This window comes from Streptacidiphilus sp. PB12-B1b, from assembly GCF_014084125.1.
In the GTDB taxonomy this organism is placed as follows: Bacteria; Actinomycetota; Actinomycetes; order Streptomycetales; family Streptomycetaceae; genus Streptacidiphilus.
This window is the reverse complement of the sequence record NZ_CP048405.1, coordinates 6,189,988-6,215,778: the sequence shown is the minus strand read 5'-3', so window position 1 is coordinate 6,215,778 and position 25,791 is coordinate 6,189,988. Positions and strand designations below refer to the sequence as shown.

The 25,791-nt window shown below is 73.9% G+C and carries 13 protein-coding genes and 1 pseudogene; 11 read left to right on the top strand and 3 right to left on the bottom strand.

All coding sequences use genetic code 11. The annotated features are described in order from the left end of the window. Positions 1 to 27: 27 nt before the first annotated feature. Entirely contained in the window at positions 28 to 2,742 is a 2,715-nt protein-coding gene (locus GXW83_RS26870) for a SpoIIE family protein phosphatase (RefSeq protein ID WP_182445643.1), read from the bottom strand. A gap of 326 nt (positions 2,743 to 3,068) precedes the next feature. Here GXW83_RS26870 and GXW83_RS26865 point away from each other — a divergent pair, with 326 nt between their 5' ends. The 9 genes from GXW83_RS26865 (at position 3,069) to GXW83_RS26825 (ending at position 16,835) form a co-directional block, all read left to right on the top strand. Next, on the top strand, positions 3,069 to 7,598 hold the full coding sequence (locus GXW83_RS26865; RefSeq protein WP_182447587.1) for a HAMP domain-containing protein: 4,530 nt from the start codon (positions 3,069 to 3,071) through the stop codon (positions 7,596 to 7,598). A 499-nt stretch (positions 7,599 to 8,097) separates the two neighbouring features. Further along, entirely contained in the window at positions 8,098 to 8,784 is a 687-nt protein-coding gene (locus GXW83_RS26860) for a two-component system response regulator (protein ID WP_182445642.1), read from the top strand. A 93-nt stretch (positions 8,785 to 8,877) separates the two neighbouring features. Then, positions 8,878 to 11,730, top strand: coding sequence for a DNA translocase FtsK (locus GXW83_RS26855; RefSeq protein ID WP_182445641.1), 2,853 nt, complete (start codon positions 8,878 to 8,880; stop codon positions 11,728 to 11,730). Between the two features lie 235 nt (positions 11,731 to 11,965). Further along, positions 11,966 to 12,820, top strand: coding sequence for a helix-turn-helix domain-containing protein (locus GXW83_RS26850; RefSeq protein ID WP_182445640.1), 855 nt, complete (start codon positions 11,966 to 11,968; stop codon positions 12,818 to 12,820). 315 nt (positions 12,821 to 13,135) lie between these two features. Beyond that, positions 13,136 to 14,626, top strand: coding sequence for a 30S ribosomal protein S12 methylthiotransferase RimO (gene rimO, locus GXW83_RS26845; RefSeq protein WP_182445639.1), 1,491 nt, complete (start codon positions 13,136 to 13,138; stop codon positions 14,624 to 14,626). An 80-nt stretch (positions 14,627 to 14,706) separates the two neighbouring features. Beyond that, a complete protein-coding gene (pgsA, locus tag GXW83_RS26840) occupies positions 14,707 to 15,324 on the top strand; it encodes a CDP-diacylglycerol--glycerol-3-phosphate 3-phosphatidyltransferase (RefSeq protein WP_225447556.1) in 618 nt (205 codons plus the stop codon). 17 nt (positions 15,325 to 15,341) lie between these two features. Continuing rightward, on the top strand, positions 15,342 to 15,926 hold the full coding sequence (locus GXW83_RS26835; RefSeq protein ID WP_370466897.1) for a CinA family protein: 585 nt from the start codon (positions 15,342 to 15,344) through the stop codon (positions 15,924 to 15,926). 64 nt (positions 15,927 to 15,990) lie between these two features. Further along, complete coding sequence (locus GXW83_RS26830; protein ID WP_182445636.1) at positions 15,991 to 16,347, top strand: helix-turn-helix domain-containing protein; 357 nt, start codon at positions 15,991 to 15,993, stop codon at positions 16,345 to 16,347. Between the two features lie 242 nt (positions 16,348 to 16,589). Continuing rightward, positions 16,590 to 16,835, top strand: a complete 246-nt coding sequence (locus tag GXW83_RS26825) for a hypothetical protein (RefSeq protein WP_182445635.1) — start codon at positions 16,590 to 16,592, stop codon at positions 16,833 to 16,835. Here the strand turns inward: GXW83_RS26825 and GXW83_RS26820 are convergent. Beyond that, positions 16,764 to 21,562, bottom strand: a pseudogene (locus GXW83_RS26820) (ATP-dependent helicase). The gene GXW83_RS26825 and the pseudogene GXW83_RS26820 overlap by 72 nt on opposite strands. Before the next feature lie 231 nt (positions 21,563 to 21,793). Between GXW83_RS26820 and GXW83_RS26815 the strand changes: the two are divergent. After that, on the top strand, positions 21,794 to 23,269 hold the full coding sequence (locus GXW83_RS26815) for a S8 family serine peptidase (RefSeq protein ID WP_182445634.1): 1,476 nt from the start codon (positions 21,794 to 21,796) through the stop codon (positions 23,267 to 23,269). A gap of 33 nt (positions 23,270 to 23,302) precedes the next feature. Here GXW83_RS26815 and GXW83_RS26810 read toward each other — a convergent pair whose 3' ends face one another. Beyond that, positions 23,303 to 23,956, bottom strand: coding sequence for a TetR/AcrR family transcriptional regulator (locus tag GXW83_RS26810; RefSeq protein ID WP_182445633.1), 654 nt, complete (start codon positions 23,954 to 23,956; stop codon positions 23,303 to 23,305). 171 nt (positions 23,957 to 24,127) lie between these two features. Here GXW83_RS26810 and GXW83_RS26805 point away from each other — a divergent pair, with 171 nt between their 5' ends. Beyond that, the gene (locus GXW83_RS26805) at positions 24,128 to 25,750 is read left to right on the top strand and encodes an MFS transporter (protein WP_182445632.1); all 1,623 of its coding nucleotides are present in this window, start codon (positions 24,128 to 24,130) and stop codon (positions 25,748 to 25,750) included. Positions 25,751 to 25,791: the final 41 nt, after the last annotated feature.

Genomic DNA, 25,791 nt, shown 5'->3' with positions numbered 1-25,791 from the left:
ACCGGATGAGCCGGAACCGGGCGGGGGCTACTGCTCCGGCACGCGCAGCGCGAGGATCGCCATGTCGTCGGAGGCCGGCTCCGGCGCGAAGCGCTCGACTGCGCGCAGTACCCGGGCCGCGACCGCTCCCGCGGTGAGCCCGGTGCAGCCGGCCAGGACGTCCGCCAAGCCGTCGTCGCCGAGCATGCGGGTGCCCTCGCGGCGCTCGGTGACGCCGTCGGTGACGCAGAGCAGGACGTCCCCGGGGGCCAGCACGAAGCTCTCCTCGGTCAGCTCGAGGTCGTCCATGACGCCCAGCAGCGGCTGCGGTTCGGCGGCCGCGGTGACCGTGCCGTCCGGGCGCAGCCGGAGCGGCAGCGGGTGCCCGGCGCAGACCGAGCGGACCTCCACCGAGCCGTCCTCGTGCGGGGTCAGCTCGCCGTACAGCAGGGTCAGGAAGCGGCTGCGGGCGCCCTCGTCGAGGATGGCGGCGTTGAGCCGCTGGAGCACCTCGGGCGCGGAGAAGCCCTCGCGGGCGAGCAGTCGCAGCGAGTGCCGGGCCAGGCCGGTAACGGCGGCGGCCTCGGGGCCGGTGCCGCAGACGTCGCCGATGGCGAAGCCGTAGGTGCCGGGCCGGATCGGGAAGACGTCGTAGAAGTCGCCGCCGACCTCGTTGCCCTCGCCCGCCGCGCGGTAGATCACCTCGACCTCCAGGCCGGGGATCCGGGGCATCTCCGGCGGCAGCAGGCTGCGCTGCAGGGCCCGGCTGATGGCGGTGCGCTCGGAGTAGAGCCGGGCGTTGTCCAGGGCCAGCGCCGCTCGGCGGGAGAGGTCCTCGGCGAGTTCCAGGATCTCCCGGCGGAACTTCTCCTCGGCGGCCTTGCCCAGGGTGAGCATGCCGATGACCCGGTTGCGGGCGACCAGCGGCAGCACGACCGTCTCGCCGCCGACGGCGGTGGCGGTGGCGAGGGCGACGGCGGGCCCCGAGCCGGGCGTGGGGCTGGTGGTGCCCTCGCGGCCCAGGCTGCGCAGGGAGACCCGCATGGCGCCGTCGTGGGCCGCCAGCGCGGGCGCGCGCCAGCTGCGCGCTCCGGGCAGGTTCAGCGGCTCCGGCGGCGGGATCTGGGCGAGCAGCGCCCGCAGGCCGTCGATCCGGTCCTCGTCCTCGTGCAGGACGAAGGCGAGCTCCGGGGCGGACTGGTCGCTGATGGTGTAGACGGCGCACCAGGAGGCCAGGGTCGGCACGGTCATCTGGGCCATGAGCGCCAGCGTCTGGTCGCGTTCCAGCGTCCCGGCGAGCAGGTCGGAGGCCTCGACCAGGAACGACAGCGAGCCCCGGCGCAGCCGCTCCAGCTCGGTCAGCCGGGCGCTCTCCACCGCCAGCGCGATCCGATCGGCGGCGAACTGCAGCCGCAGCGCGTCCTCGTTGCGGTACTGGTCGGCGGCCTGCGCGGCGACGCCGAGGGAGCCGGTCAGCCGGCCCTCGACCTTCAGCGGCACGGTGACCACCGAGCGCAGGCCGGTGCCGGTGAGCAGCGGCACGGTTCCGGGCTGGGCGGTGAGGTCGTCGTGGACGGCGGGCAGTCGCGCGGAGCCGTAGCGTCCGCTCCCGGCCTCGACCGGGACGCGGGCGAAGCGCTGGCGGCCTGAGGGCAGGCCGCAGCTGGCCCGGACCTCCAGCTCGGTCTCGTCGTCGGTGGCCAGCAGCAGGTAGGCGGCGTCGCCGTCGAGCATGTCGCGGGCGCGTTCGACGGTGCGCTGCAGCAGGCCGTCGAGGTCGTCCGGGGCGGGGGAGCCGATGAAGGCGTCGAAGGAGCGGGCGAAGCCGTGCAGGTCGGCGCTGTGGCTGTCGGCGGGGACGGTGTCGCCGTGCTGGCTGCGGAACGGCGACTGGAGCACGGCGCGCTCGTGCTCGCGGACCAGCAGGCACACCGTGGAAGGCACGCCCTCGGCGTCCCGGACCCGCAGGTGCGAGCCGTAGACGGGCAGGACCCGTCCGTCGCCGCAGCGCAGCCCGTAGCTGCCCTCCCAGCGGGAGAGCCGCAGCGCCTCGTCCAGGCCGAGGCCGGTGCCGGGGGTCTGCGGCCAGGCCGCGTAGGCGCCCAGCGGCTGGCCGATGGTGCGGGCGGCGGGCACCGAGAACAGCTGTTCGGCGTCGGAGTTCCAGCTGCTGACCCGGCCGCCGCCGTCGACCTGGATGACGGCGACCCGCACTGCGGAGTCGGTGGCGGGCAGCTGGGCGTCCGGGGTCACCGGCCCGGCGAAGCGGGTACCGGCGGCGCGGGCGGGCAGGTCCAGCTGGAACCAGACGCGTTTGCGGGTGGCGGTGTAGTCGACGCCCCAGCTGGCGGCGAGGGCGGCGCACAGCAGCAGTCCGCGCCCTCCCTCGCGCTCCTGGTCGGCCCGGGAGGGGTCGGCGCGCACCGGGTCGTGGCCAGCGCCCGCGGGAGCCTCCGCGCCCGCGCACGGGTCGTCCTCGAGCGCCGGGTCGTACAGCGCGGTGTCGAAGACCGGCAGGGCGCGCTTGGGGTAGCGGTCGGCCACCTCGACCCGGACCGAGTGCTCGCGCCGCAGGCAGAGCACCTCGGCGGCGGTTCCGGCGTGCACCACGGCGTTGGTGACCAGCTCGCTGGCGAGGACCACCGCGTCGTCCACGACCTCGGAGAAGCCCCAGCCCTGGAGGGTGTCGCGGACGAAGGCGCGTGCGGACGCCACCGAGCGGCCGACCGGCTCGAACGTGGCGGTTGCCCGCGCGGTGACCACGAGGCGGCTCCTCTTCTCTGTGTTGGTGTCAACGTGTCGGTGTCAACGGGTGTCAGTCAACGGGTGTCAACGGTCGTACCGCCGCCAGGTTACTTTCCGCGGACCGCTGCTCGCGCCCGATCGGCAAGGCGATACCCAGCGCCAGCCCTCCCGCAACCACGTATGGTCGCTAGATTGTTTGTCGACAGCCGGTCCGCAACTCTGGAGGGACCCCGGTGGATTCGAGCAGGGCGACAGCGACGACGGCGGTGCGGGGCGGCAGAAGCCGCCACAACAGGGGCGCGGATGCGGCGGACCTGCGCAAGCTGCTGTCCGCGTTGACGGCGATGCGCGACGGGAACTTCCGCAGGCGGCTGACGGTCCCCGGGGATTCGGTGCTGGCCGAGATCGCCGCGGTCTTCAACGAGATCGCCGAGCGCAACCAGCACCTCACCGGGGAGATGGCGCGGGTCCGGCGGCTGGTGGGCCGCGAGGGGCGGCTGTCCGAGCGGCTGGAGACCGGCGCGGGCGAGGGCGCCTGGAGCGCGGCGATCGACAACTGCAACGCGCTGATCGACGACCTGGCCCGGCCGATGGCCGAGGTCGGCCGGGTGCTGGGCTCCATCGCCGAGGGCGATCTCGAGCAGCGGATGGAGCTGCGCGCCATCGGCTCGGACGGCGGCACGCACCCGCTGCGCGGCGAGTTCCTCAAGGTCGGGCGCACCGTGAACGGCCTGGTGGACTCGCTGTCGGAGTTCACCGACGAGGTGACCAGAGTCGCCATCGAGGTCGGCACCGAGGGCAAGCTGGGCGGCCAGGCCCGGGTGCGCGGCGTCTCCGGCAGCTGGAAGGACCTCACCGACTCGGTCAACATGATGGCCGGGCGGCTGACCGCGCAGGTCCGCGACATCGCCTGGGTGACCACCGCGGTCGCCAAGGGCGACCTGTCGCGCAAGGTGACCGTGCATGTCGCCGGCGAGATGCTGGAGCTGAAGAACACCGTCAACACCATGGTCGACCAGCTGTCGGGCTTCGCGTCCGAGGTGACCCGGGTGGCGCGCGAGGTCGGCACCGAGGGGCGGCTGGGCGGCCAGGCGACCGTGCCCGGCGTCGCCGGGACCTGGAAGGACCTCACCGACAACGTCAACCTGATGGCGACCAACCTGACCGACCAGGTCCGCAACATCGCCCAGGTGACGACCGCGGTGGCCAAGGGCGACCTGTCGCAGACCATCGGCGTGGACGCCCGCGGCGAGATCCTCGAACTGAAGAACACCATCAACACCATGGTGTACCAGCTGTCCGGCTTCGCCGACCAGGTCACCCGGGTGGCCCGGGAGGTCGGTACGGACGGCATCCTCGGCGGCCAGGCGGTGGTGCCGGGCGCGGCCGGGGTGTGGCGGAACCTCACCGACAATGTGAACTTCATGGCCGGGAACCTGACCGGCCAGGTGCGCAACATCGCCCAGGTGGCGACGGCGGTCGCCCGGGGCGACCTGTCGCAGAAGATCACGGTCGACGCCCGCGGCGAGATCCTGGAACTGAAGACGACCCTGAACACCATGGTCGACCAGCTCTCCGGCTTCGCCGACGAGGTGACCCGCGTCGCCCGCGAGGTCGGCACCGAGGGCACCCTGGGCGGCCAGGCGCTCGTCCCGGGGGTGTCGGGGACCTGGAAGGACCTCACCGACAACGTCAACTTCATGGCCAACAACCTGACCGGGCAGGTCCGCAACATCGCCGAGGTGACCACGGCGGTGGCGCGCGGCGACCTGTCCAAGAAGATCACCGTGGACGCGCGCGGCGAGATCCTGGAGCTGGTCACCACCGTCAACACCATGGTGGACCAGCTGTCGGTGTTCGCGGACGAGGTGACCCGGGTGGCCCGCGAGGTGGGTACCGAGGGCATCCTCGGCGGCCAGGCCCGGGTCAAGGGCGTCTCCGGGATCTGGCGCGACCTGGCCGAGAACGTGAACTTCATGGCGAGCAACCTGACCTTCCAGGTGCGCAACATCGCGCAGGTCGCCACGGCCGTGGCCGGCGGCGACCTGTCCAAGAAGATCACCATCGAGGCGCAGGGCGAGGTCGCGGCGCTCGCGGACACCCTGAACACCATGGTGGACCAGCTGTCCGCGTTCGCCGACGAGGTGACCCGGGTGGCCCGCGAGGTGGGCACGGACGGCACCCTGGGCGGTCAGGCCCGGGTCGCCGGGGTGGCCGGCATCTGGAAGGACCTGACCGACAACGTCAACCAGATGGCCAACAACCTCACCGGCCAGGTGCGGAACATCGCCCAGGTGACCACGGCCGTCGCCAAGGGCGACCTGTCGAAGAAGATCGACGTGGACGCCCGGGGCGAGATCCTGGAGCTGAAGACCACCATCAACACCATGGTCGACCAGCTGTCGGCCTTCGCCGACGAGGTCACCCGGGTCGCCCGCGAGGTCGGCACCGACGGCCGCCTCGGCGGCCAGGCCCGGGTGCCCGGCGTCGCCGGGACCTGGCAGGACCTCACCGAGTCGGTGAACGAACTGGCCGGGAACCTGACCCGGCAGGTCCGCGCCATCGCCCAGGTCGCCACCGCGGTCACCAGGGGCGACCTTTCGCTGCGGATCGACGTGGACGCGTCCGGGGAGCTCGACGAGCTCAAGGACAACATCAACCAGATGATCGCCAACCTGCGCGAGACCACTCGCACCAACCAGGAGCAGGACTGGCTCAAGACCAACCTGGCGCGGATCTCCGGCCTGATGCAGGGCCGCCGCGACCTGGAGGCCGTCGCCGCGCTGATCATGAGCGAGCTGACGCCGGTGGTCTCCGCCCAGCACGGCGCGTTCTTCCTGGCCCAGCCCGGGATGCGGCCGCCGGACCTGGTGCCGGACGAGGAGGCCGACGGCGATCTGGTGCTGCGGCTGATCGGCTCGTACGGCTACCAGCGGCGCGCCATGCCGACGACGTTCCGCCCCGGCGAGTCGCTGATCGGGCAGGCGGCGGTGGAGAAGCGGCCGATCCTGCTCACCTCCGCGCCGCCCGGCTACCTGAAGATCGCCTCCGGCCTGGGCGAGGCCGCGCCGATCAACGTCATCGTGATGCCGGTGCTGTTCGAGGGCCGGCTGCTCGGCATCATCGAACTGGCCTCGTTCAACGCCTTCACCAAGGTCAGCCTGGACTTCCTGGACCAGATCGCCGAGATGATCGGGGTCACCGTCAACACCATCTCGGTCAACACCAAGACCGAGGGGCTGCTGCTGGAGTCGCAGCGGCTCACCGCCGAACTCTCCATGCGCTCGGCCGAACTGGAAGCCCGGCAGGAGGAACTCCAGCGCTCCAACGCCGAGTTGGAGGAGAAGGCGGAGCTGCTCGCCACCCAGAACCGCGACATCGAGATCAAGAACTCCGAGATCGAGGAGGCGCGCCAGGTCCTGGAGGAGCGCGCGGAGCAGCTCGCGCTCTCCTCGCGCTACAAGTCGGAGTTCCTCGCCAACATGTCGCACGAGCTGCGCACCCCGCTCAACTCGCTGCTGATCCTGGCCAAACTGCTGTCCGACAACGCGGAGGGCAACCTCAGCCCCAAGCAGGTCGAGTTCTCCGAGACCATCCACGGCGCGGGCTCCGACCTGCTCCAGCTGATCAACGACATCCTGGACCTGTCCAAGGTCGAGGCCGGGAAGATGGACGTGCGCCCGGCCCGGATCGCCCTGGTGCAGCTGGTGGACTACGTCGAGGCGACGTTCCGGCCGCTGACCGCCGACAAGGGCCTGGACTTCGCGGTCCAGGTCTCGCCGGACCTCCCGGTGACCCTGCACACCGACGAGCAGCGGCTCCAGCAGGTGCTGCGCAACCTGCTGTCCAACGCGGTGAAGTTCACCGACTCCGGCGCGGTCGAGCTGCTGATCCAGCCGGCCGGGGGCAGCGGCTCGGAGCACCCGGTGCCGCAGCACATCCGCGAGCAGCTGCTGGAGAGCGGCGCCATCGGCGACCCCGACCAGCCGCTGATCGCCTTCTCGGTCACCGACACCGGCATCGGCATCCCGCAGAACAAGCTCCGGGAGATCTTCGAGGCGTTCAAGCAGGCGGACGGCACCACCAGCCGCAAGTACGGCGGCACCGGCCTGGGCCTGTCCATCAGCCGGGAGATCGCGCGGCTGCTCGGCGGCGAGATCCACCCGGAGAGCGAGCTGGAGCGCGGCTCCACCTTCACGCTGTACCTGCCGCTGGACTCCGGCGCCGACCCGATGGCGTCGCTGCCCGCCAACCCGGCGCAGGCGTGGGCCGACGAGGTCCGCGAGGCGGCCCAGGAGCGCCGCCGGGAGGCCGCCGCGCTGGCCTCCGTGCCCCGGCCCGCCGTGGACTACGCCGTGCCCGCCCCGGGCTCGCTGAACGGCGCGACCGGCAACAACAACAGCACGGTCGCCGACGGGCCCGGCAGCGGCCCGATCCAGCGCCCGGCCGGCGACCCCGGGCAGTTCGCCGCGGCGCCGTTCGGCGGCCAGTTCGACGGGCAGAAGGTGCTGATCGTCGACGACGACATCCGCAACGTCTTCGCGCTCACCAGCGTCCTGGAGCAGTACGGCCTGACCGTGCTGTACGCGGAGAACGGCCGCGAGGGCATCGAGGTGCTGGAGCAGCACGAGGACGTGTCGCTGGTGCTGATGGACATCATGATGCCGGAGATGGACGGCTACGCCACCACCGAGGCGATCCGCCGGATGCCGCAGTTCGCCGGGCTGCCGATCATCGCGCTCACCGCCAAGGCGATGAAGGGCGACAAGGAGAAGAGTCTGGCCGCGGGGGCGTCCGACCACGTCACCAAGCCGGTGGACACCAACTACCTGCTCGGGGTGATGGACCACTGGCTGCGGGCCCGGGAGGGATGATCGGCCGCGCGGCGGCCCCGGGGGAGGTCATCCGTCCAGATCCCCGGTCCGCCTGCGGTGATCCGTCCGCGATACGCTCCGGCGGCGGGCCCCGGAGGCGTTCCGGGGGCCCGCCCGGGTTGGCGGACGCTCCGGGCGGGCATCTGTCCGAAACCTGCTGTTGCTCGTGGTCCGCGCCGTGACCTCCCCGAGACTTGTAACCACTCGCAGGGGTGGTGGCCCTGTCGGAGGGGAACCGGATAGTGTCACTCGGCGTTGCTATGGGTACCGGCTGGGTCACCAGAGCGCCGTGTTCCAGACACGGATCGCCGGTGGCGTGGGTAGCGGGCAGTGAGGTGCGGCTAGCATGACCGTGACGGGTACGACCAGGACCGGCGGAACCGCCGGGATCGTGACAAGGCCGGACGGCGTGGGCGGAACCGTGGCAGGGGCGGTCGGGACACGAGTCCCGGCCGACGGGACGTCGACCGGAGCAGCTCCGGGGCGAGGAGGGCAGGCCATGGTGCAGAAGGCCAAGATCCTCCTGGTCGACGACCGGGCGGAGAATCTGTTGGCCCTGGAGGCCATCCTCTCCGCGCTGGACCAGACCCTGGTGCGCGCCGCCTCCGGCGAGGAGGCACTGAAGGCACTGCTCACCGACGACTTCGCGGTGATCCTGCTGGACGTGCAGATGCCCGGCATGGACGGCTTCGAGACGGCCGCCCACATCAAGCGCCGGGAGCGCACCCGCGACATCCCGATCATCTTCCTCACCGCGATCAACCACGGGCCGCACCACACCTTCCGCGGCTACGCGGCCGGTGCGGTCGACTACATCTCCAAGCCCTTCGACCCGTGGGTGCTGCGGGCCAAGGTCTCGGTCTTCGTCGAGCTGTACATGAAGAACTGTCAGCTCAAGGAGCAGGCGGCGCTGTTGCGGCTGCAGCTGGAGGCCGGCGCCTCCCGGGCGGCCAACGGCGAGGCCCTGCGCGGCGGTCCGGCCGGCGGCCTGCTGGCCGAGCTCTCGGCCCGGCTCGCCGCCGTCGAGGAGCAGGCCGAGGCGCTGACCAAGCAGCTGGACGACTCCTCGGACGCGGCGGCCGCGGCCACCGCCACGCACCTGGAGCGACGGCTCTCCGGTCTGCGCCGCGCCCTGGACGCGCTGGAGCCGGGGACGTCCGGCCCGGCGCACCCCGCCGAGAACTGACGCCCCGCCACCACCGCTCCGGCCGTCGACACGGCCGGAGCAACCGGGCCCACCGCATGTTGCGCCTCCGCTCACACCGGTAACCTGGGCCGCATGGCCACACGCACGTCCGGAAGCGGTTCGCGTACCCGAAGCGCCGGGACGGCGAAGAAGGCCGCCCCGGCCAAGAAGGCGGCGCCGGCGAAGAAGGCCGCCCCCGGGGCCAAGGCCCCGGCCAAGGCCGCCGCCAAGGCACCCGCAGCGGCGAAGAAGGCCGCGCCGCCAGCCAAGCCGCCCGCGCCGCCCAGGCCGATCGCCTACCGCGCGGTGCGCGGCAGTTGGCTCGGCATCGCGCACGGCGTGGGCGCGATGGCCCGAGGCGTCGGCAACGGCGCCAAGGGGCTGCACCCCGCGCACCGCAAGGACGGCCTGGCGCTGCTGCTGGTCGCGGTGGCGCTGCTGGTGGCGGCCGGCTCGTGGTCGGACCCGGAGGGCTGGCTGGGCATCGCGGTCACCAACGTGGTCAAGGGCGCCTTCGGGCGGCTCACGGTGGTGGTGCCGATACTGCTGGTCGGCATGGCGGTGCGGCTGATGCGCCATCCGGAGCGGCCCGAGGCCAACGGACGGATCGTCATCGGCCTGAGCGCGCTCAGCGTCGGGCTGCTCGGGCTGATCCACATCGGCTGCGGCGCGCCGGCCCTGCACGCCGGTGCGGCCCGCATCCGCGAGGCCGGCGGTCTGATCGGCCTGGTCGCCTCCCGGCCGCTGATGGCGGCGGCCGGACCGGCCCTGGCCGTGCCGCTGCTGCTGCTGGTCACCTTCTTCGGCCTGCTGGTGGTCACCGCCACCCCGGTCAACCAGATCATGCCGCGGCTGCGCCAGCTCGGGGTGCGGCTCTCGCTGATCGAGCCCGACCCGGCCGAGGTCGGCCACGAGGGCTTCGGCAGCCCCGAGGAGGACTACGAGGAGACCGACCTCGACGGCCTCGGCTTCGGCGAGTTCGAGGGCGAGCCGGGCACCCCCGCCGAGCGCGCGGTGCTGCTGAAGAAGCGCGAGCAGCTGACCCAGGAGGGCGCCGCCGTCCCGGCGCGCCGCCGTCGCCCGCGCGGACGCCAGGCCGCCGAGGCCGATCCGGCCGACCTGTCGCAGCTGGCGCCGGGCGGGCTGGACGCCATCGACGTCGCCGCCGCGGCCGCCGCCGCGCTGGACGGCGCGGTGATGCACGGCGTCCAGCCGACGCCGACCCTGGTCAACATGCTCAGCAAGGTCAAGGACCGCACCCCGCCGTCGGACGCGCTCCCGGCCGACGCCGTCGCCGCCCCGGCGCTCCCGGACGCCGCCGAGGACGCCGCTGAGAGCGCCGCCGGGAACGCCGCTGACGGGCCGTCCGCCGGGCCCGTCGCGGTCCCCGGCGCCCCGGAGGCGGCCGACGGCGCGGTCCCGCCCGCCCGGCAGGAGGACGGCGCGCCGCTGCGCTCCGAGCAGCTGCGGCTGTCCGCCGACAGCACCTACCAGCTGCCCTCGCCCGACCTGCTCACCCGGGGCGGCCCCGGCAAGTCCCGCTCCAAGGCCAACGACGACGTCGTCGCCGCGCTCACCAACGTCTTCGCCGAGTTCAAGGTGGACGCCGCGGTCACCGGCTTCACCCGGGGCCCGACGGTCACCCGCTACGAGGTGGAGCTGGGCCTGGCGGTGAAGGTCGAGCGGATCACCGCGCTCGCCCGCAACATCGCCTACGCCGTCGCCAGCCCCGACGTCCGGATCATCAGCCCGATCCCGGGCAAGTCCGCGGTGGGCATCGAGATCCCCAACACCGACCGGGAGATGGTCAACCTCGGCGACCTGCTGCGCTCGCCGATCGCCACCAACGACCCGCACCCGATGATCGTCGGCATGGGCAAGGACGTCGAGGGCCAGACCGCCGTGGCCAACCTCGCCAAGATGCCGCACATCCTGGTCGCCGGCGCCACCGGCGCGGGCAAGTCGTCCTGCATCAACTGCCTGATCACCTCGATCCTGATGCGAGCCACCCCGGAGGAGGTCCGGCTGGTCCTGGTCGACCCCAAGCGGGTGGAGCTGACCGCCTACGAGGGCGTCCCGCACCTGATCACGCCGATCATCACCAACCCCAAGAAGGCCGCCGAGGCGCTGCAGTGGGTCGTCCGCGAGATGGACCTGCGCTACGACGACCTCGCCGCCTTCGGCTTCCGCCATGTGGACGACTTCAACCGGGCGGTGCGCTCCGGCAAGCTCCAGCCGCCGCTCGGCAGCGAGCGGGTGCTCGCGCCCTACCCGTACCTGCTGGTCATCGTGGACGAGCTGGCCGACCTGATGATGGTCGCCCCGCGCGACGTCGAGGACTCCATCGTCCGCATCACCCAGCTCGCCCGCGCCGCCGGCATCCACCTGGTGCTCGCCACCCAGCGGCCCAGCGTGGACGTCGTCACCGGCCTGATCAAGGCCAACGTTCCCTCCCGGCTGGCCTTTGCGACCTCCTCGCTGGCCGACAGCCGGGTCATCCTGGACCAGCCCGGCGCGGAGAAGCTGATCGGCAAGGGCGACGCGCTGTTCCTGCCGATGGGCGCGGGCAAGCCGGTCCGGATGCAGGGCGCCTTCGTCACCGAGGAGGAGATCGCCGCCGTCGTCGACCACTGCAAGGCGCAGCTGGAGGCGGAGTACCGCAACGACGTCACGGTCGGCAGCGGCCCCAAGAAGGAGATCGACGAGGAGATCGGCGACGACATGGACCTGTTGGTCCAGGCGGCCGAACTGGTCGTCTCCACCCAGTTCGGCTCCACCTCGATGCTGCAGCGCAAGCTGCGGGTGGGCTTCGCCAAGGCCGGACGGCTGATGGACCTGATGGAGTCCCGGGGCATCGTCGGCCCCAGCGAGGGCTCCAAGGCCCGGGACGTGCTGGTGACCGCCGACGAAATCGACGGGGTGCTGCTCACTCTCCGGGGCGAATGAGGGCGGCGGGGCGCATCCGGGGCGCGGCCCCGGGCGTTGTCCTTGCGTCCCTCGCGTGCGCCCCCCTTTCGGCCCAGCCCGGCTTGTCAGGGTGCTGATCCGCGTTTTTAACTGATGATCAGCTGACACTCTCCGCTTCCGTCCCCGTGTGAAGGCAGCCCGCGAGAAGGCAGGTCGCGGGGCGGGGGAGGGGGAGGGTGTGGCAGCAGGCGGCCAACGCTCGAAAGGCTTAACTGTGACCAGCGGCACGTCCCTCTCCGGAGGTCCCGGCGGAACAGCCCTCACCGACACCCCGGTCGCGGACGGCGCACCGGGCCCCTCCACGCCGTCCAGCATCGGACACACCCTGGCCTCGGCCCGGCTCGCGGCCGAGCTGACCGTCGAGGAGCTCGCGGCGGAGACCAGCGTCCGGGCCCCGATCATCCAGGCGGTCGAGAACGACGACTTCAGCCGCTGCGGCGGCGACTTCTACGCCCGCGGCCACATCCGCGCGCTCGCCCGCGCGGTCGGCGCGGACGGCGAACGGCTGGTTGACCAGTACGACGACGCCCACGGCGGCGCCCCCGTCCTGCTGCGGCCGCTGCCGGTCTTCGACTCCGAGCAGCTGCGGCCGGAGCGGCGCCGGGCCAACTGGACCGGAGCGATGGTCGCGGCCACCATCGTGGTCGTCGCGGTGATCGGCTTCAACCTGGCCGACGGCCGGACCAGGGACGGCGCGGTGGTCGCGGTGGCGCCCACGACCAAGGCCAGCACGGTGGCGCGGCCCGCCGTGCTGCCGCCGAAGCCCACACCCAAGCCGACGCCCAAGGCGAGCGCGTCCGCCACCCCCACCTCGGTCAGCGTGAAGATCAGCGCGGAGGGCGGGGACAGCTGGGTCGAGGTGACCAACGCCGCAGGCAAGACCCTCTACCGCGACGACCTCACCGACGGCACGGCGCAGACCTTCACCGACGCCAAGCAGCTGACCCTGGTCCTCGGCAACGCCGGAGCGCTGCACCTGTGGATCAACGGCAAGGACGTCGGCAAGGCCGGCGCGGACGGCCAGGTCGTCAACGCCAACCTCACCCTCAAGGGCCTCCAGAGCGCCTGACCCGCCCCACCCGCAGGCCCCGCCCCCACCGGCGGGGCCTGCCGCCGTCGCGCCCGGTTGGGGCTGGTGGGGGCCGCTGTGCGGACCCTCGCGCCACCCGCGTCAAAACCTTGGTGCTCCATGCCCCGGGGGGCGACCCCCGGACCCCCGGTTGGGGCTGGTGGGGGCCGCTCTCGGGACCCTCGCGCCACCCGCGTCAAAACCTTGGTGCTCCATGCCCCGGGGGGCGACCCCCGGACCCCCGGTTGGGGCTGGTGGGGGCCGCTCTCGGGACCCTCGCGCCACCCGCGTCAAAACCTCGGTAATCTTGGCGTCATGTCCGAACGCCGCACAGTCGCCCTTGTCACCCTTGGATGCGCCCGAAACGAGGTCGATTCCGAGGAACTCGCCGGGCGCCTGGAGGCCGACGGCTGGGAACTCGTCCACGACGCCGCCGAGGCCGACATCGCCGTCGTCAACACCTGCGGCTTCGTCGAGGCCGCCAAGAAGGACTCCGTGGACGCCCTGCTGGAGGCGTCCGACCTGAAGGGCCACGGCCGCACCCAGGCCGTCGTCGCCGTCGGGTGCATGGCCGAGCGGTACGGCAAGGAGCTGGCCGAGGCGCTGCCGGAGGCCGACGCCGTGCTCGGCTTCGACGACTACGCCGACATCACCGACCGGCTCCAGACCATCCTCTCCGGCGGACGCCACACCTCGCACGCCCCCCGGGACCGCCGCAAGCTCCTGCCGCTGAGCCCGGTCGAGCGGCAGCAGGCCGCCGAGGGCGGGGCGGTCGCCGTGCCCGGGCACGGGGGCGCCGCCGAGACCCCGCCGGAGGCGCCGATCGCGGACCTGCCGGAGGGCGTCGCGCCGGTCTCCGGGCCGCGGACGCTGCGCCGTCGGCTGGACGACAGCCCGGTCGCCTCGGTGAAGCTGGCGTCCGGCTGCGACCGCCGCTGCTCCTTCTGCGCCATCCCCGCGTTCCGCGGGTCGTTCCTCTCCCGCCGCCCCTCGGACGTGCTGAACGAGGCCCGCTGGCTGGCCGGGCAGGGCGTCCGCGAGGTGATGCTGGTCAGCGAGAACAACACCTCGTACGGCAAGGACCTGGGTGACATTCGTCTCCTGGAGACGCTGCTGCCGGAGATCGCCGCGATCGACGGCGTCGAGCGGGTGCGGGTGAGCTACCTGCAGCCCGCCGAGATGCGCCCGGGCCTGGTCGAGGCGCTGACCTCGACGCCGGGCGTGGTGCCCTACTTCGACCTGTCCTTCCAGCACTCCGCGCCGGAGGTGCTGCGCCGGATGCGCCGCTTCGGCGACACCGACCGGTTCCTCGGGCTGCTGGACGACATCCGCGCCAAGGCCCCCGAGGCGGGGGCCCGGTCCAACTTCATCGTCGGCTTCCCCGGCGAGACCGAGGCGGACCTGGCCGAGCTGGAACGCTTCATCACCCACGCCCGGCTGGACGCCATCGGCGTCTTCGGCTACTCCGACGAGGACGGCACCGAGGCGGCGACCTACGAGGGCAAGCTGCCCGAGGACGTGGTCGCCGAGCGGCTGGCGAAGATCAGCCGCCTCGCCGAGGAGGTGACCGCGCGGCGGGCCGAGGAGCGGATCGGCAGCAGCGTGACGGTGCTGGTGGAGTCCATCGACGAGGAGGACGGCGTGGTCGGCCGGGCCGACCACCAGGCCCCGGAGACGGACGGCAGCACCACGCTGCTGTGCGCTCCGGACGCGGTGCGGGTCGGCGACCTGGTCGCCGCCAAGGTGGTGGCGAGCGAGGGCGTCGATCTGGTCGCCGAGCCGCTCGGTCTCGGGGTGGGCGCGTGACATCAGGCTCGGAGGGGGGAGCCAGAGGCCGCGGCCTCGCGGGCGGCGCCCACAACGGTGCGACCGCCGAACCGGAGGCCGTGGTACCCGTGGCCGTCGCCGCCGGGCCGTCCGGGACGCCACAGCCCAGCCTGTGGAACATCCCCAACCTGCTGACCATGGTCCGGCTGCTGATCGTGCCGGTCTTCGCGCTGCTGCTGCTCGCCGGCGGCGGGCACGACCCCAAGTGGCGCTCGGTGGCCTGGGCCGCCTTCGCCATCGCCATGATCACCGATCTCTTCGACGGCGAGCTGGCCCGGCGGATGAACCTGGTCAGCGACTTCGGCAAGATCGCCGACCCGATCGCGGACAAGGCCATCATGGGCACCGCCCTGGTCGCGCTGTCGGCGCTGGGCGATCTCGCCTGGTGGGTGACGATCGTCATCCTGGTCCGTGAGATCGGGATCACCCTGATGCGCTTCTGGGTGATCCGGCACGGCGTCATCCCGGCCAGCCGCGGCGGCAAGATCAAGACGCTGACCCAGGGCATCGCCGTGGGCATGTACGTGCTGGTGCTGACCGGCCCGCTGGCCACTGCCCGGGCCTGGCTGATGGGCGTGGCCGTGATCCTGACCGTGGTGACCGGCCTGGACTACGTGAAGCAGGCCGTGGAGCTGCGCCGGGCGGGCCTGGCCCGGGCCAGAGGCGAGGGCGCGTGACCGCCGACGCCGCCGGGGTGCTGGCCGCGCTGGAGCGGGCCGGGGCGACCGTGGCCGTGGCCGAGTCGCTGACCGGGGGCCTGCTGGCGGCGGAGCTGGTGGCCGTGCCGGGCGCCTCCCGCGCGTTCCGGGGCTCGGTGACCGCCTACGCGACCGACCTCAAGGCGTCCGTGCTGGGCGTGGACGCGGAGCTGTTGGCCGATCGAGGGGCGGTGGACGCGCGGGTCGCCGGGGAGATGGCCGAGGGCGTGCGTCGGCTCCTGGGCGCCGACTACGGCGTCGCCACCACCGGCGTTGCCGGTCCCGACCCGCAGGACGGGCAGCCGGTGGGCACGGTACACCTTGCGGTCGCTGGACCGGGGGGACTATCCCACTCTTCGCTCCGGCTGTCTCCGGGCCGTGCCACAATCCGACGAAGGGCTGTGCGGGCCGCCCTCGAACTTCTGGGCGATGCTGTGCGCTCCCCAGGGGTTAGTGGGAGTGGTCCCGCCGGGAATAGGACAAGTGACGCACCGGAAAGCTCCAGCGTCCATACCGCGAACATCAGGGGAGGGGCCATGGATACAGCCCAGAGTGAACACGACCGGGCTCCCCGCACGTGATGCGGCTCAAGCGGTACGGTGGGGCAGTGACGTGTCGAGCCGCGGTCCAAGGAGGGAGCCACCGATGATCCTGCTCCGTCGTCTGCTGGGTGACGTCCTGCGTCGGCAGCGCCAGCGCCAGGGCCGCACCCTGCGCGAGGTCTCTGCTGCTGCGCGGGTCTCCCTCGGCTACCTGTCCGAGGTCGAGCGCGGCCAGAAGGAAGCCTCTTCCGAGCTGCTCTCCGCCATCTGTTACGCCCTGGACGTGCGGATGTCCGAGGTGATGCGCGAGGTCAGCGACGAGTTGTCGCTCGCCGAACTCGCCGCGAGCGAGCCGGTCCGCCCGGTTCTGGTGGAGCCGGTGACGGTGCCCGCCGGGGCCTCCGAGCGGATGCCCTCGCTCATGCCCAAGGCCAGCGCGATGGATGTCGTCGCCGCCTGACCCCCTCCTCGCATCGTGTGCCGATGGCCCCCTCCCGAACGGGACGGGGCCATCGGTGCGTTGCGGGAGCGCTCGCTGAGGATTCTGTCCGGAGTGTCTCGCATGTCGGAATTGCCGGAATACGCTTAGGATGAAATTTCTGTCCCCGTGTCGGGTCGTCTCCGCGCCCTCGCACGGCGGGGGCCCGCCCCTGGACCGCGAGGTGGTGTGCTCTGTTGTGGTCCCGGAGGCTCCGACCGTCGGTGCGGCGCCGCCCGCTCGGCTGGGCGGCGGCGCTGCTGCTGACCGGCGGGCTGTGGTGGCTGCTGCTGGCGGGTGTGCTCGGCTCGCCGCACGGCGTGGGCCTGCTGTTCGCCGGCGGCTGGACGCTCAGCCTGCTGCCGATCCACAGCACCCGGCGGCTGGCCCGGGCCCGCTCAGCGCCGCAGCCTGAGCCCCTTGGGGGTGGGGTGGAACCCGGCGGCCTCGAAGGCGGCACCGAGCTCTGAGGTGAGCGCGGGCTCCCCGTTGATCCGCTCGATGGTGAGATCCGGCAGCAGGCCGTCCTGCAGGCCCCGGGCGAGCGCGGCGCAGGCCCTGGCCAGGGCCTGCGGGGTCGGCGCCCAGGAGAGCAGGGAGCGGCCGCCGCGTTCGAGGTAGCAGGTCAGCTCGCCGTCGAGGAGGACCACCAGCGAGCCCGCCTTGCGGCCCGGCTTGTGGCCGGAGGCAGCCGCAGTCGGGGCCTCCGGCCAGGGCAGGGCCGCACCGTAGGCGTTGGCCGGATCAGCAGCCGCCAGCACCAGCCCGGCCGCCCCCGCCTCCCCGGCCCGGCCGTACCCGCCGCTGCCACCGGCCCGGCCGAAGCCCCCGCTGCCGTCTCCGCCTGCGCCGAAGCTGTCCGGGCCGCTGCCGCCGTTGCTCGGGCCGCCGGGGCCGCGCTGTCCGCCGGTCCGGCCGAAGCCCTCGGGGCCGTAGCCGCCGGCGTCCGAACCGGTCGGGCCGGCCTCGGCGGCGGTGGTGAGGGCGGCGCTGACGGCGCGCAGGCGGTCGATGGCGCCGTCACCGGCGAACTGGGCCGCGCCCAGCCCCTCGACCACGTAGCCGCGCCGGACCCGGCCGTTCTCCTCGAACGCCGCCAGCACCCGGTAGACGCCCGCGAAGCCGCCCGGGGCCCGCTCCGCCTGGGCCGCGCCGCGGGTGACCACGCCGTGCCGGTCCAGCAGGGTCTGCGCCAGTGCGTGGGCCCGCTGCGTCGGGTCGGCCAGCGGCGCGGGCAGCAGCGACCAGCGCCCGGCGGTGGTGGGCAGCGCGGTGGAGCGCGGCGCGGGCCGGGCGGAGCCGTAGCGCGGGCGGGGCGCGGAGCGGGGCGCGCGGTGCGCGGTGGAGCCGGGCGTGCGCCCGGAGCCCAGCAGCGAGCGCAGCGGCGCCAGGGTGTCATTGGTGAGATGTCCGGACCAGGCGAGATCCCACAGCGCGGCGGCCAGCTCGGGCGGTGCGGGCGTCAGGCCCTGCTGCTGCACCTGCTCGGCCAGCTGCCGGAAGAACAGCCCGTAGCCGGGCGCCAGCGCCGCCAGCAGGGCCTGGTGCAGCGGGCCGAGCTCCAGCGGCAGCGGGGCGGGCCGCAGCAGTGGGGCGGAGTCCGCCGGGCAGAGCGACACCCAGCCGTCCTTGCCGGGCAGCGCCCCCGCGCCGGACCACAGCACCTCGCCGGAGGCGGTCAGCTCGTCCAGCAGCGCCGGGGTGTAGTCGCTCACCCGGGAGGGCAGCACGGTCCGCTCCAGCGCGGAGGCGGGCACCAGCGCGCCCTGGAGCTGCTCGACCACCCGCAGCAGCCCGTCCACCCCGCGCAGCCGGTGGCTGCCCAGGTGCTGCCACTGCGGCAGGAACGCGGCCAGCGCGCGCGGCGGCACCGGTTCGACCTCGTGCCGCAGCGCGGCCAGCGAGCGCCGCCTCAGGCGCCGCAGCACCTCGCTGTCGCACCACTCCGCACCTGCCCCGCCCGGCCGGAACTCGCCCTGGACCAGGCGGCCGGTGACGGCCAGCCGTTGCAGAGCGCCCTGCACCACGGCCGGGCCCAGGCCGAAGCGGGCGGCGGCCTCGGCTGCGGCGAACGGGCCGTGGGTGCGGGCGTACCGGGCCAGCAGGTCCCCGAGCGGGTCCTTGACCGGCTCGGTGAACGCCTCGGGGACGCCCACCGGCAGGGGGTGCCCAGGGCGTCGCGCAGCCGCCCGGCGTCCTCGACGGCGGCCCAGTGCTGTTCGCCCGCGATCCGCACGCCGATGATCCGCCGTGCGGACTCCAGCTCCCCGGGCCACGGCGGCTCGCAGCCGCGCTGCTCCAGCTCGGCGGGGGTCAGCGGGCCGAGCAGCCGCAGCGCGTCGGCCAGGCCCTCGGCGTCCTTGATCCGGCGCTCCGGGGTGAGCCGCTGCAGCTCGGCCTCCAGCTCGGCCAGGACGGCCGGGTCCAGCAGCTCGCGCAGCTCGGCCTGGCCGAGCAGCTCGGCCAGCAGCCGGGAGTCCAGCGCCAGGGCGGCGGCGCGCCGCTCGGCCAGCGGCGAGTCGCCCTCGTACAGGAACTGGGCGACGTAGCCGAACAGCAGCGAGCGGGCGAACGGCGAGGGCTCCGGGGTGGTGACCTCGACCAGCCGGACCCGGCGCGACTCGATGTCGGTCATCAGCTCGACCAGGCCGGGCACGTCGAAGACGTCCTGCAGGCACTCGCGGACGGCCTCCAGCACGATCGGGAACGAGCCGAACTCGGCGGCGACCTGCAGCAGCTGCGCCGAGCGCTGGCGCTGCTGCCACAGCGGGGTGCGGCGCCCGGGGTTGCGCCGGGGCAGCAGCAGGGCGCGGGCGGCGCACTCGCGGAAGCGGGAGGCGAACAGGGCGGAGCCGCCGACCTGCTCGGTGACGGTCTGCTCGATCTCCGCCGGGTCGAACACGGCGGCGTCCGCCCCGATCGGGGCCTCCTCGGCGGGCCCGGCGCCCCGGCCGCCGCCCGGGGCGCCGGGGTCGTCGTCCAGGTCGGGGAAGTCCAGCAGGTCGGCGTCGGGCAGCCGCAGGACGATGCCGTCGTCGGCGTGCATCACCTGGGCGTCCAGGCCGTGCCGCTCGGCCAGCCGCGCCCCCAGCGCCAGCGCCCAGGGGGCGTGCACCTGCGCCCCGAAGGGGGAGTGGACGACGATCCGCCAGTCGCCCAGCTCGTCCCGGAAGCGCTCCACCACGATGGTGCGGTCGTCCGGCAGGTGGCCGGTGGCCTGGCGCTGCTCGGCCAGGTAGGAGAGCAGGTTGGACGCCGCCCAGCCGTCGAGCCCGGCCGCGCCCAGCCTGGCCGTGGCGGCGGCCTCGTCCAGGCCGCCCAGCTCGCGCAGGAACGCGCCCACGGCCCGGCCCAGCTCCAGCGGGCGGCCCAGCGAGTCGCCGTGCCAGAACGGCAGCTTGCCCGGAACCCCGGGCGCGGGGGAGACCAGCACCTTGTCGTGGGTGATGTCCTCGATCCGCCAGGAGGACGTACCGAGGGTGAAGACGTCGCCCACCCGCGACTCGTAGACCATCTCCTCGTCCAGCTCGCCGACCCGGCCGCCGCCCTTCTTGGGGTCGGCCCCGGCCAGGAAGACGCCGAACAGGCCGCGGTCCGGGATGGTGCCGCCGGAGGTCACCGCCAGCCGCTGCGCCCCGGGGCGGCCGGTGACGGTGCCCGCCACCCGGTCCCAGACCACGCGCGGGCGCAGCTCGGCGAAGGCGTCCGAGGGGTAGCGCCCGGCCAGCATGTCCAGCACCGAGTCGAAGGCCGACTGCGGCAGCGCGGCGAACGGCGCGGCCCGCCGGACCAGCGCCAGCAGCTCGTCCACGTCCCAGGTGTCCAGGGCGGTCATGGCGACGATCTGCTGGGCCAGGACGTCCAGCGGGTTGCGCGGGATCCGCAGCGCCTCGATCGCGCCGGCCGCCATCCGCTCGGTGACCACCGCGGACTGCACCAGGTCGCCGCGGTACTTGGGGAAGACCACGCCGGTGGAGACCGCGCCGACCTGGTGCCCGGCCCGGCCGACCCGTTGCAGCCCGGACGCCACCGAGGGCGGCGACTCCACCTGGACGACCAGGTCCACCGCGCCCATGTCGATGCCCAGCTCCAGGCTGGAGGTGGCGACGACGGCCGGCAGCTGACCGGACTTCAGCTGCTCCTCGACGTCGGCGCGCTGCTCCTTGGAGACCGAGCCGTGGTGGGCCCGGGCCAGCACCGGTGGGGCCGCCCGGGACGACCCCGCCTGGGCCATCAGCCGGGCGGGCGATCCGGGGTGCGGCAGCGTCTCGCCGGTGGCCCGCTCGTGGGCGATCTCGTTCAGCCGCCCGCACAGCCGCTCGGCCAGGCGGCGGGAGTTGGCGAAGACGATGGTGGAGCGGTGCGCCTGGATCAGGTCGGTGATCCGCTCCTCGACGTGCGGCCAGATCGAGGACGACTGCTCCGGGTTCTCCTCGCCGGGGCGGCCGCCGGACAGCTCGCCCAGGTCCTCGACCGGGACCACCACGGACAGGTCGAAGCGCTTCTGCGAGGGCGGCTGAACGATCGTCATCCGGTGCTGCGGGTCGGGGCTGCCGCTGCGCAGCCACTGGGCGACCTCGTCCACCGGGCGGACGGTGGCCGACAGGCCGATCCGGCGGGCGGGCGCGGGCAGCAGTTCGTCCAGCCGCTCCAGCGAGAGCGCCAGGTGCGCGCCGCGCTTGGTCCCGGCGACGGCGTGCACCTCGTCCAGGATGACCGTCTCCACGCCGCGCAGCGCCTCGCGGGCGGCGGAGGTGAGGAGCAGGAACAGCGACTCGGGGGTGGTGATCAGGATGTCCGGCGGGTGGGTGGCGAAACGCCGCCGTTCGGCGGCGGGGGTGTCGCCCGAGCGGATGCCGACCTCGATCTCCGGCTCGGGCAGCCCGAGCCGGATGGCGGCCTGCCGCAGCCCGGCCAGGGGCGCGCGCAGATTGCGCTGGACGTCCACAGCCAGGGCCTTCAGCGGGGAGACGTAGAGCACCCGGCAGCGCTTGAGCGGCTGCGCGGGTGGTGGTGTGACGGAGAGCCGGTCCAGTGCGGAGAGGAACGCGGCGAGGGTCTTGCCGGAGCCGGTGGGGGCGACCACCAGCACGTCGGAGCCCTCGCTGATGGCCCGCCAGGCGCCCGACTGGGCGTCGGTGGGCGCGGGGAAGGCGCCGGTGAACCAGGCCCGCGCGGGCGCGGAGAAGCCGGCCATCGGGTCCTGCTCGACGGCTTCGGGCGGGCGGGGGGTGTGCCCGCGCGGGGTCTTCGGTCCGGCCATGCCTCCCATGGTGCACCGCACCACTGACAAGGCGACTGCTGACCGGGCGACTGCGGCGGTACCGGGCGGCGGCAAGCGCGAGCGTGATCACATATCCACCCATATTGTATGAATATCCCGGCCTGGGTCGGGAGTCCCGCGGGTTCCCGAGCAGTGGAGGCGTGAGTGCGGCCCAGTCAGCGAAGCCACTCCCTTCCGCTCGCCCGCTGCGGGATCGTGCTGGTGCTGGCGGTGCTCCTGCTCAGCGGCGCCGTGCCGTACATCGGCGGCACCGCCCGCGCCTACCTGCCCTACCTGGTGGTCGCCCGCGAGGACGGCCCGGCCGGCATTCCCGCCGCACAGGCCGCCGTCCAGGCCGCCGGCGGCCGGGTCGCCCGGACCTACCCGCAGATCGGCGTGGTGCTCGCGGACGGCCCCGGCGCCGGCTTCGTCACCCGGCTGCGCGCCCAGCCCGACATCGCCGCCGCCGGGGCCAGCCACACCGTCCCGCTGCCCGAACCGCAGGGCCGGGCCTGGGCGCGGCTGCCCGCGCCCGGGGTGCCGCGCCGGTCCGCCGACGGCAGGCCCGCGCCGCTGCTCCCGGCCGACGACGTGCCCGCCGCCGCCGATCCGCACGGACGCCCGCAGTGGGGCCTGCGGATGATGGGCGGGGCCTCGGCCGACCGCGCCCAGCTGCACGACACCGTCGTCGCCGTGCTCGACTCGGGCGTCGACGACACCCATCCGGACCTGCGCGCCGCCGTCGATCCCAGCCGCTCCGCCTCCTGCGCGACCGGTGCCCCGGACACCAGCCCGGGCGCCTGGCGGCCCGACCCGGCGGTGGGCGAGAGCGGCCACGGCACCCACGTCAGCGGCATCATCGCCGCCGACCGCCCTGGCGACGGGGTGGCCGGGATCGCGCCGGGCGTGCGGATCGCGGCGGTCCGGCTGCTCGGCGGCGTCGGGCAGTACTACGGCGAGAACATGGTCTGCGGCTTCCTGTGGGCCGCCGACCACGGCGCCCGGGTGATCAACGACAGCTACTTCGCCGACCCGTGGAAGTACAACTGCCCGGAGAACGCCGACCAGGCGGCCATCATCGCCGCCGTCGGCCGGGCCGTCGGCTACGCCCAGGGCCGGGGCGCGGTCGTGGTCGCCTCGGCCGGGAACGACGCGCAGAACCTGGGCGCGGCCCGCACCGACGACCGCAGCCCCAACGACCACGCGGACAGCGTCCGGCCGTCCGTCCGCCACCTGGGCCCGGAGTGCATCCGGCTGCCCGGCGGGCTGCCCGGGGTGCTGGACGTGACCGCCGTGGACCGCGACGGCAACCTGGCCGGATACTCCAACTGGGGTGCCGGACAGGTGCAGTTGGCCGCCCCCGGCGGCGACCCGGACGGCGGCCCGGGCCAGGCCGTGGTCTCCGACTGGCCCGGCGGCGGCTACGCGGCACTGGCCGGGACGTCCATGGCGGCGGCCGCGGTCAGCGGCGCGGCGGCGGTCGAGGCGGCGCTGCACCCCGGCGCGGGCAGCGCCGAGGTGGCGCACGACCTGGAGGCCGCGGCGCTGCGGGTGGACTGCCCCTCCGGCCGGCTCACCGGCCCGGACTGCCTGGGCGGGGCGTACTTCGGCTACGGGATGGTCGAGGTCCCGCGCCACTGAGCCGGGCTCGGGGCGGGCCCACGGGAGCGGCGGTCAGGGCAGGTCGAGCAGCAGGCCGAAGTAGCCCTCGAAGGTGAGCTTCAGCTCGGCGACGTAGGCCGGCCGGTCCTGCGGCGCGGAGGCCAGCACCAGCGGCATCACGCCCTTGAACATGTGCACCGCCACCTCGGCAGAGCGCTGCAGCCGCTCGGCCGGGAGCTGCGGGGCCAGCACGGCGAGCAGCGCCCCGATCCGCTCCAGCATGGCGGCGTGCAGCGGCAGGTGCAGCTCGGTGAGGTGCTGCGGCGAGTCCGGGCCGACGAACAGCACGATGCAGGCCGGGTGGGCGATGTGGAACGCGACCAGCGGGTCGATGATCACGTCCAGCAGCTCGGGCAGCGGCATCCCCTGCGGGGCGCTGCCGAGGACGCTGTCCATGACCGCGCGCAGCTCGGTGGTGTACTGCTCGGCGACCGCGTCGGCGATGGCGTCCTTGTTGGGGAAGTACTGGTAGAGCGTGCCGGGGGAGACGCCCGCCCGGGCGGCGATGGCGTTGGTGGTCGCGGCCGAGTAGCCGGACTGGGCGAAGACCTCGCCCGCCGCGCGCAGCAGCTCCGCCATCCGGCGCTCGCCGCGCGCCTGGCGCTTCCGGGGGGCGGCCGTGGCCTGGGGGCGCTCCGTCCGCGCGGTCTCCGCCTGCTGCGCCACGCTCTCCACCCGCCGCCTGCCCCCGCTCGTCCCTGGTCCGGCCCCTCGGGCCTGGCGCAATTCTAGGCGCATTGACTAATGCGAGCAATGACTCGTATTCTCGGCCCACTGAATGCGAGCGTTGACTCGCATTCTTCACCTCCTGCCGACGCACCCTCTAAGGGGACAGCCATGTCTGCCGTCACCACCTCCACGACCGCCGGGCCGCCGGTACCGGCGGACCCCGCACCGAGCGGAAACCGCTGGTGGACGCTGGCGATCGTGTCGATCGCCACCTTCATGCTGATGCTCGACCTCACCGTGGTGAACGTCGCCCTGCCCGACCTGCGCACCGCCCTGCACGCCGGCTTCTCCGACCTGCAGTGGGTGCTGGACGCCTACGCGCTCACCCTGGCCGCCTTCCTGCTCACCGGCGGATCGCTGGCCGACCGGCTGGGCCGCAAGCGCGTCTTCACCGCCGGATTCGCCATCTTCACCCTCTCCTCGCTGGCGGCCGGCGCCGCCCCCGGCATCCTCGCGCTCAACCTCGCCCGCGGCGCCCAGGGCGTCGGCGCGGCCGTGCTGTTCGCGGTCGGCCCGGCCCTGCTCGGACAGGAGTTCCGCGGCAAGGACCGGGCCATGGCCTTCGGGGTCTTCGGCGGCGTCTCCGGGCTGGCCATCGCCTTCGGCCCGCTCATCGGCGGCAGCCTCACCCAGGGGCTCAGCTGGCGGTGGATCTTCCTGGTCAACGTCCCGATCGGGATCGTCGCCATGGTCCTGGGCGGCCTGCGGTTGCGGGAGTCGGTCGAGCCGGGTGCGCACCGGGTCGACCGGGCCGGGCTGGTCACCTTCTCCACCGCCCTGATCCTGCTGGTCCTGGGCTTCCTGCGGGGTGAGGACCAGGGCTGGACCAGCGCCCCGATCCTGGCCATGTTCACCGGCGCGGCGGCGCTGCTGGCGCTGTTCGCCGTCATCGAGCGCCGGGCCGGGGAGCACGCCATGCTCGACCTGTCGCTGTTCCGCATCCGCACCTTCAACGGCATCTCCGCCGCCACCCTGCTCTCCAACGCCGCCGGGATGTCGGCGATCTTCCTTCAGGTCTCGTACATGCAGAACGTGCTCGGGGCCTCGCCGCTGACGGCGGGCGTGCGCTACCTGCCGATGACGCTGACGCTGTTCGTGGTCGCCGCCGTCACCGGCAGCCTCACCGTGCGGATCGCGCCGCGCATCCTGGTCGGGGTGTCGCTCACGCTGATCGCCGCCGGGCTGGCCCTGGTCTCGCTGGTCACCGTCGACAGCTCGTGGACGGCGCTGCTGCCCAGCATGATCGTCACCGGCGCCGGAATGGGCATGTTCAACCCGCCCCGGGCCTCGCTCTCCATCGCCGTCGTCGAGCCCGGCCGCGCCGGGATGGCGGCGGGCATGGGCGAGACCTTCCAGCAGGTCGGCATCGCCATCGGCATCGCCGGGCTCGGCGCGCTCTTCCAGTCCCGGGTGACCAGCCAGTTCTCCGCCTCCGCGGCCGGGCGCGAGCTGGGCCCGCAGGCCCGTGCCGCCGGCCGGGCGGTGGCCTCCGGCGGCGGCGACCAGCTCGCCCGCACCCTGCCCGCGCGGATCGCCCGGCCGGTGGCCGAGGCCGCCCGGACCGCCTTCGTCCACAGCCTGGACCAGGTGCTGATGGTCGGCGCCGGCATCGCCGCCGTCGCCGCCGTCATCGGCTTCCTGCTGATCCGCCGCAGCGACCTGCACGCCAGCGCGCTGGCCGGCTCCGAGGACGGCGCCGACGCCGGTCCGCGGCCGGTGCCCGCGCACTGACCGGCCTGTCGGCAGCGGTGCGAGGATGCAGGCAGGAGGGC

Excerpts from the sequence above, each read along its gene's own strand:
- GXW83_RS26865 (WP_182447587.1), top strand. The coding sequence starts at position 3,069 with ATGCGCGACGGGAACTTCCGCAGGCGGCTGACGGTCCCCGGGGATTCG.
- rimO (WP_182445639.1), top strand. The coding sequence starts at position 13,136 with ATGTCCGAACGCCGCACAGTCGCCCTTGTCACCCTTGGATGCGCCCGA.
- GXW83_RS26855 (WP_182445641.1), top strand. The coding sequence starts at position 8,878 with ATGGCCACACGCACGTCCGGAAGCGGTTCGCGTACCCGAAGCGCCGGG.
- GXW83_RS26805 (WP_182445632.1), top strand. The coding sequence starts at position 24,128 with ATGTCTGCCGTCACCACCTCCACGACCGCCGGGCCGCCGGTACCGGCG.
- GXW83_RS26860 (WP_182445642.1), top strand. The coding sequence starts at position 8,098 with ATGGTGCAGAAGGCCAAGATCCTCCTGGTCGACGACCGGGCGGAGAAT.
- GXW83_RS26830 (WP_182445636.1), top strand. The coding sequence starts at position 15,991 with ATGATCCTGCTCCGTCGTCTGCTGGGTGACGTCCTGCGTCGGCAGCGC.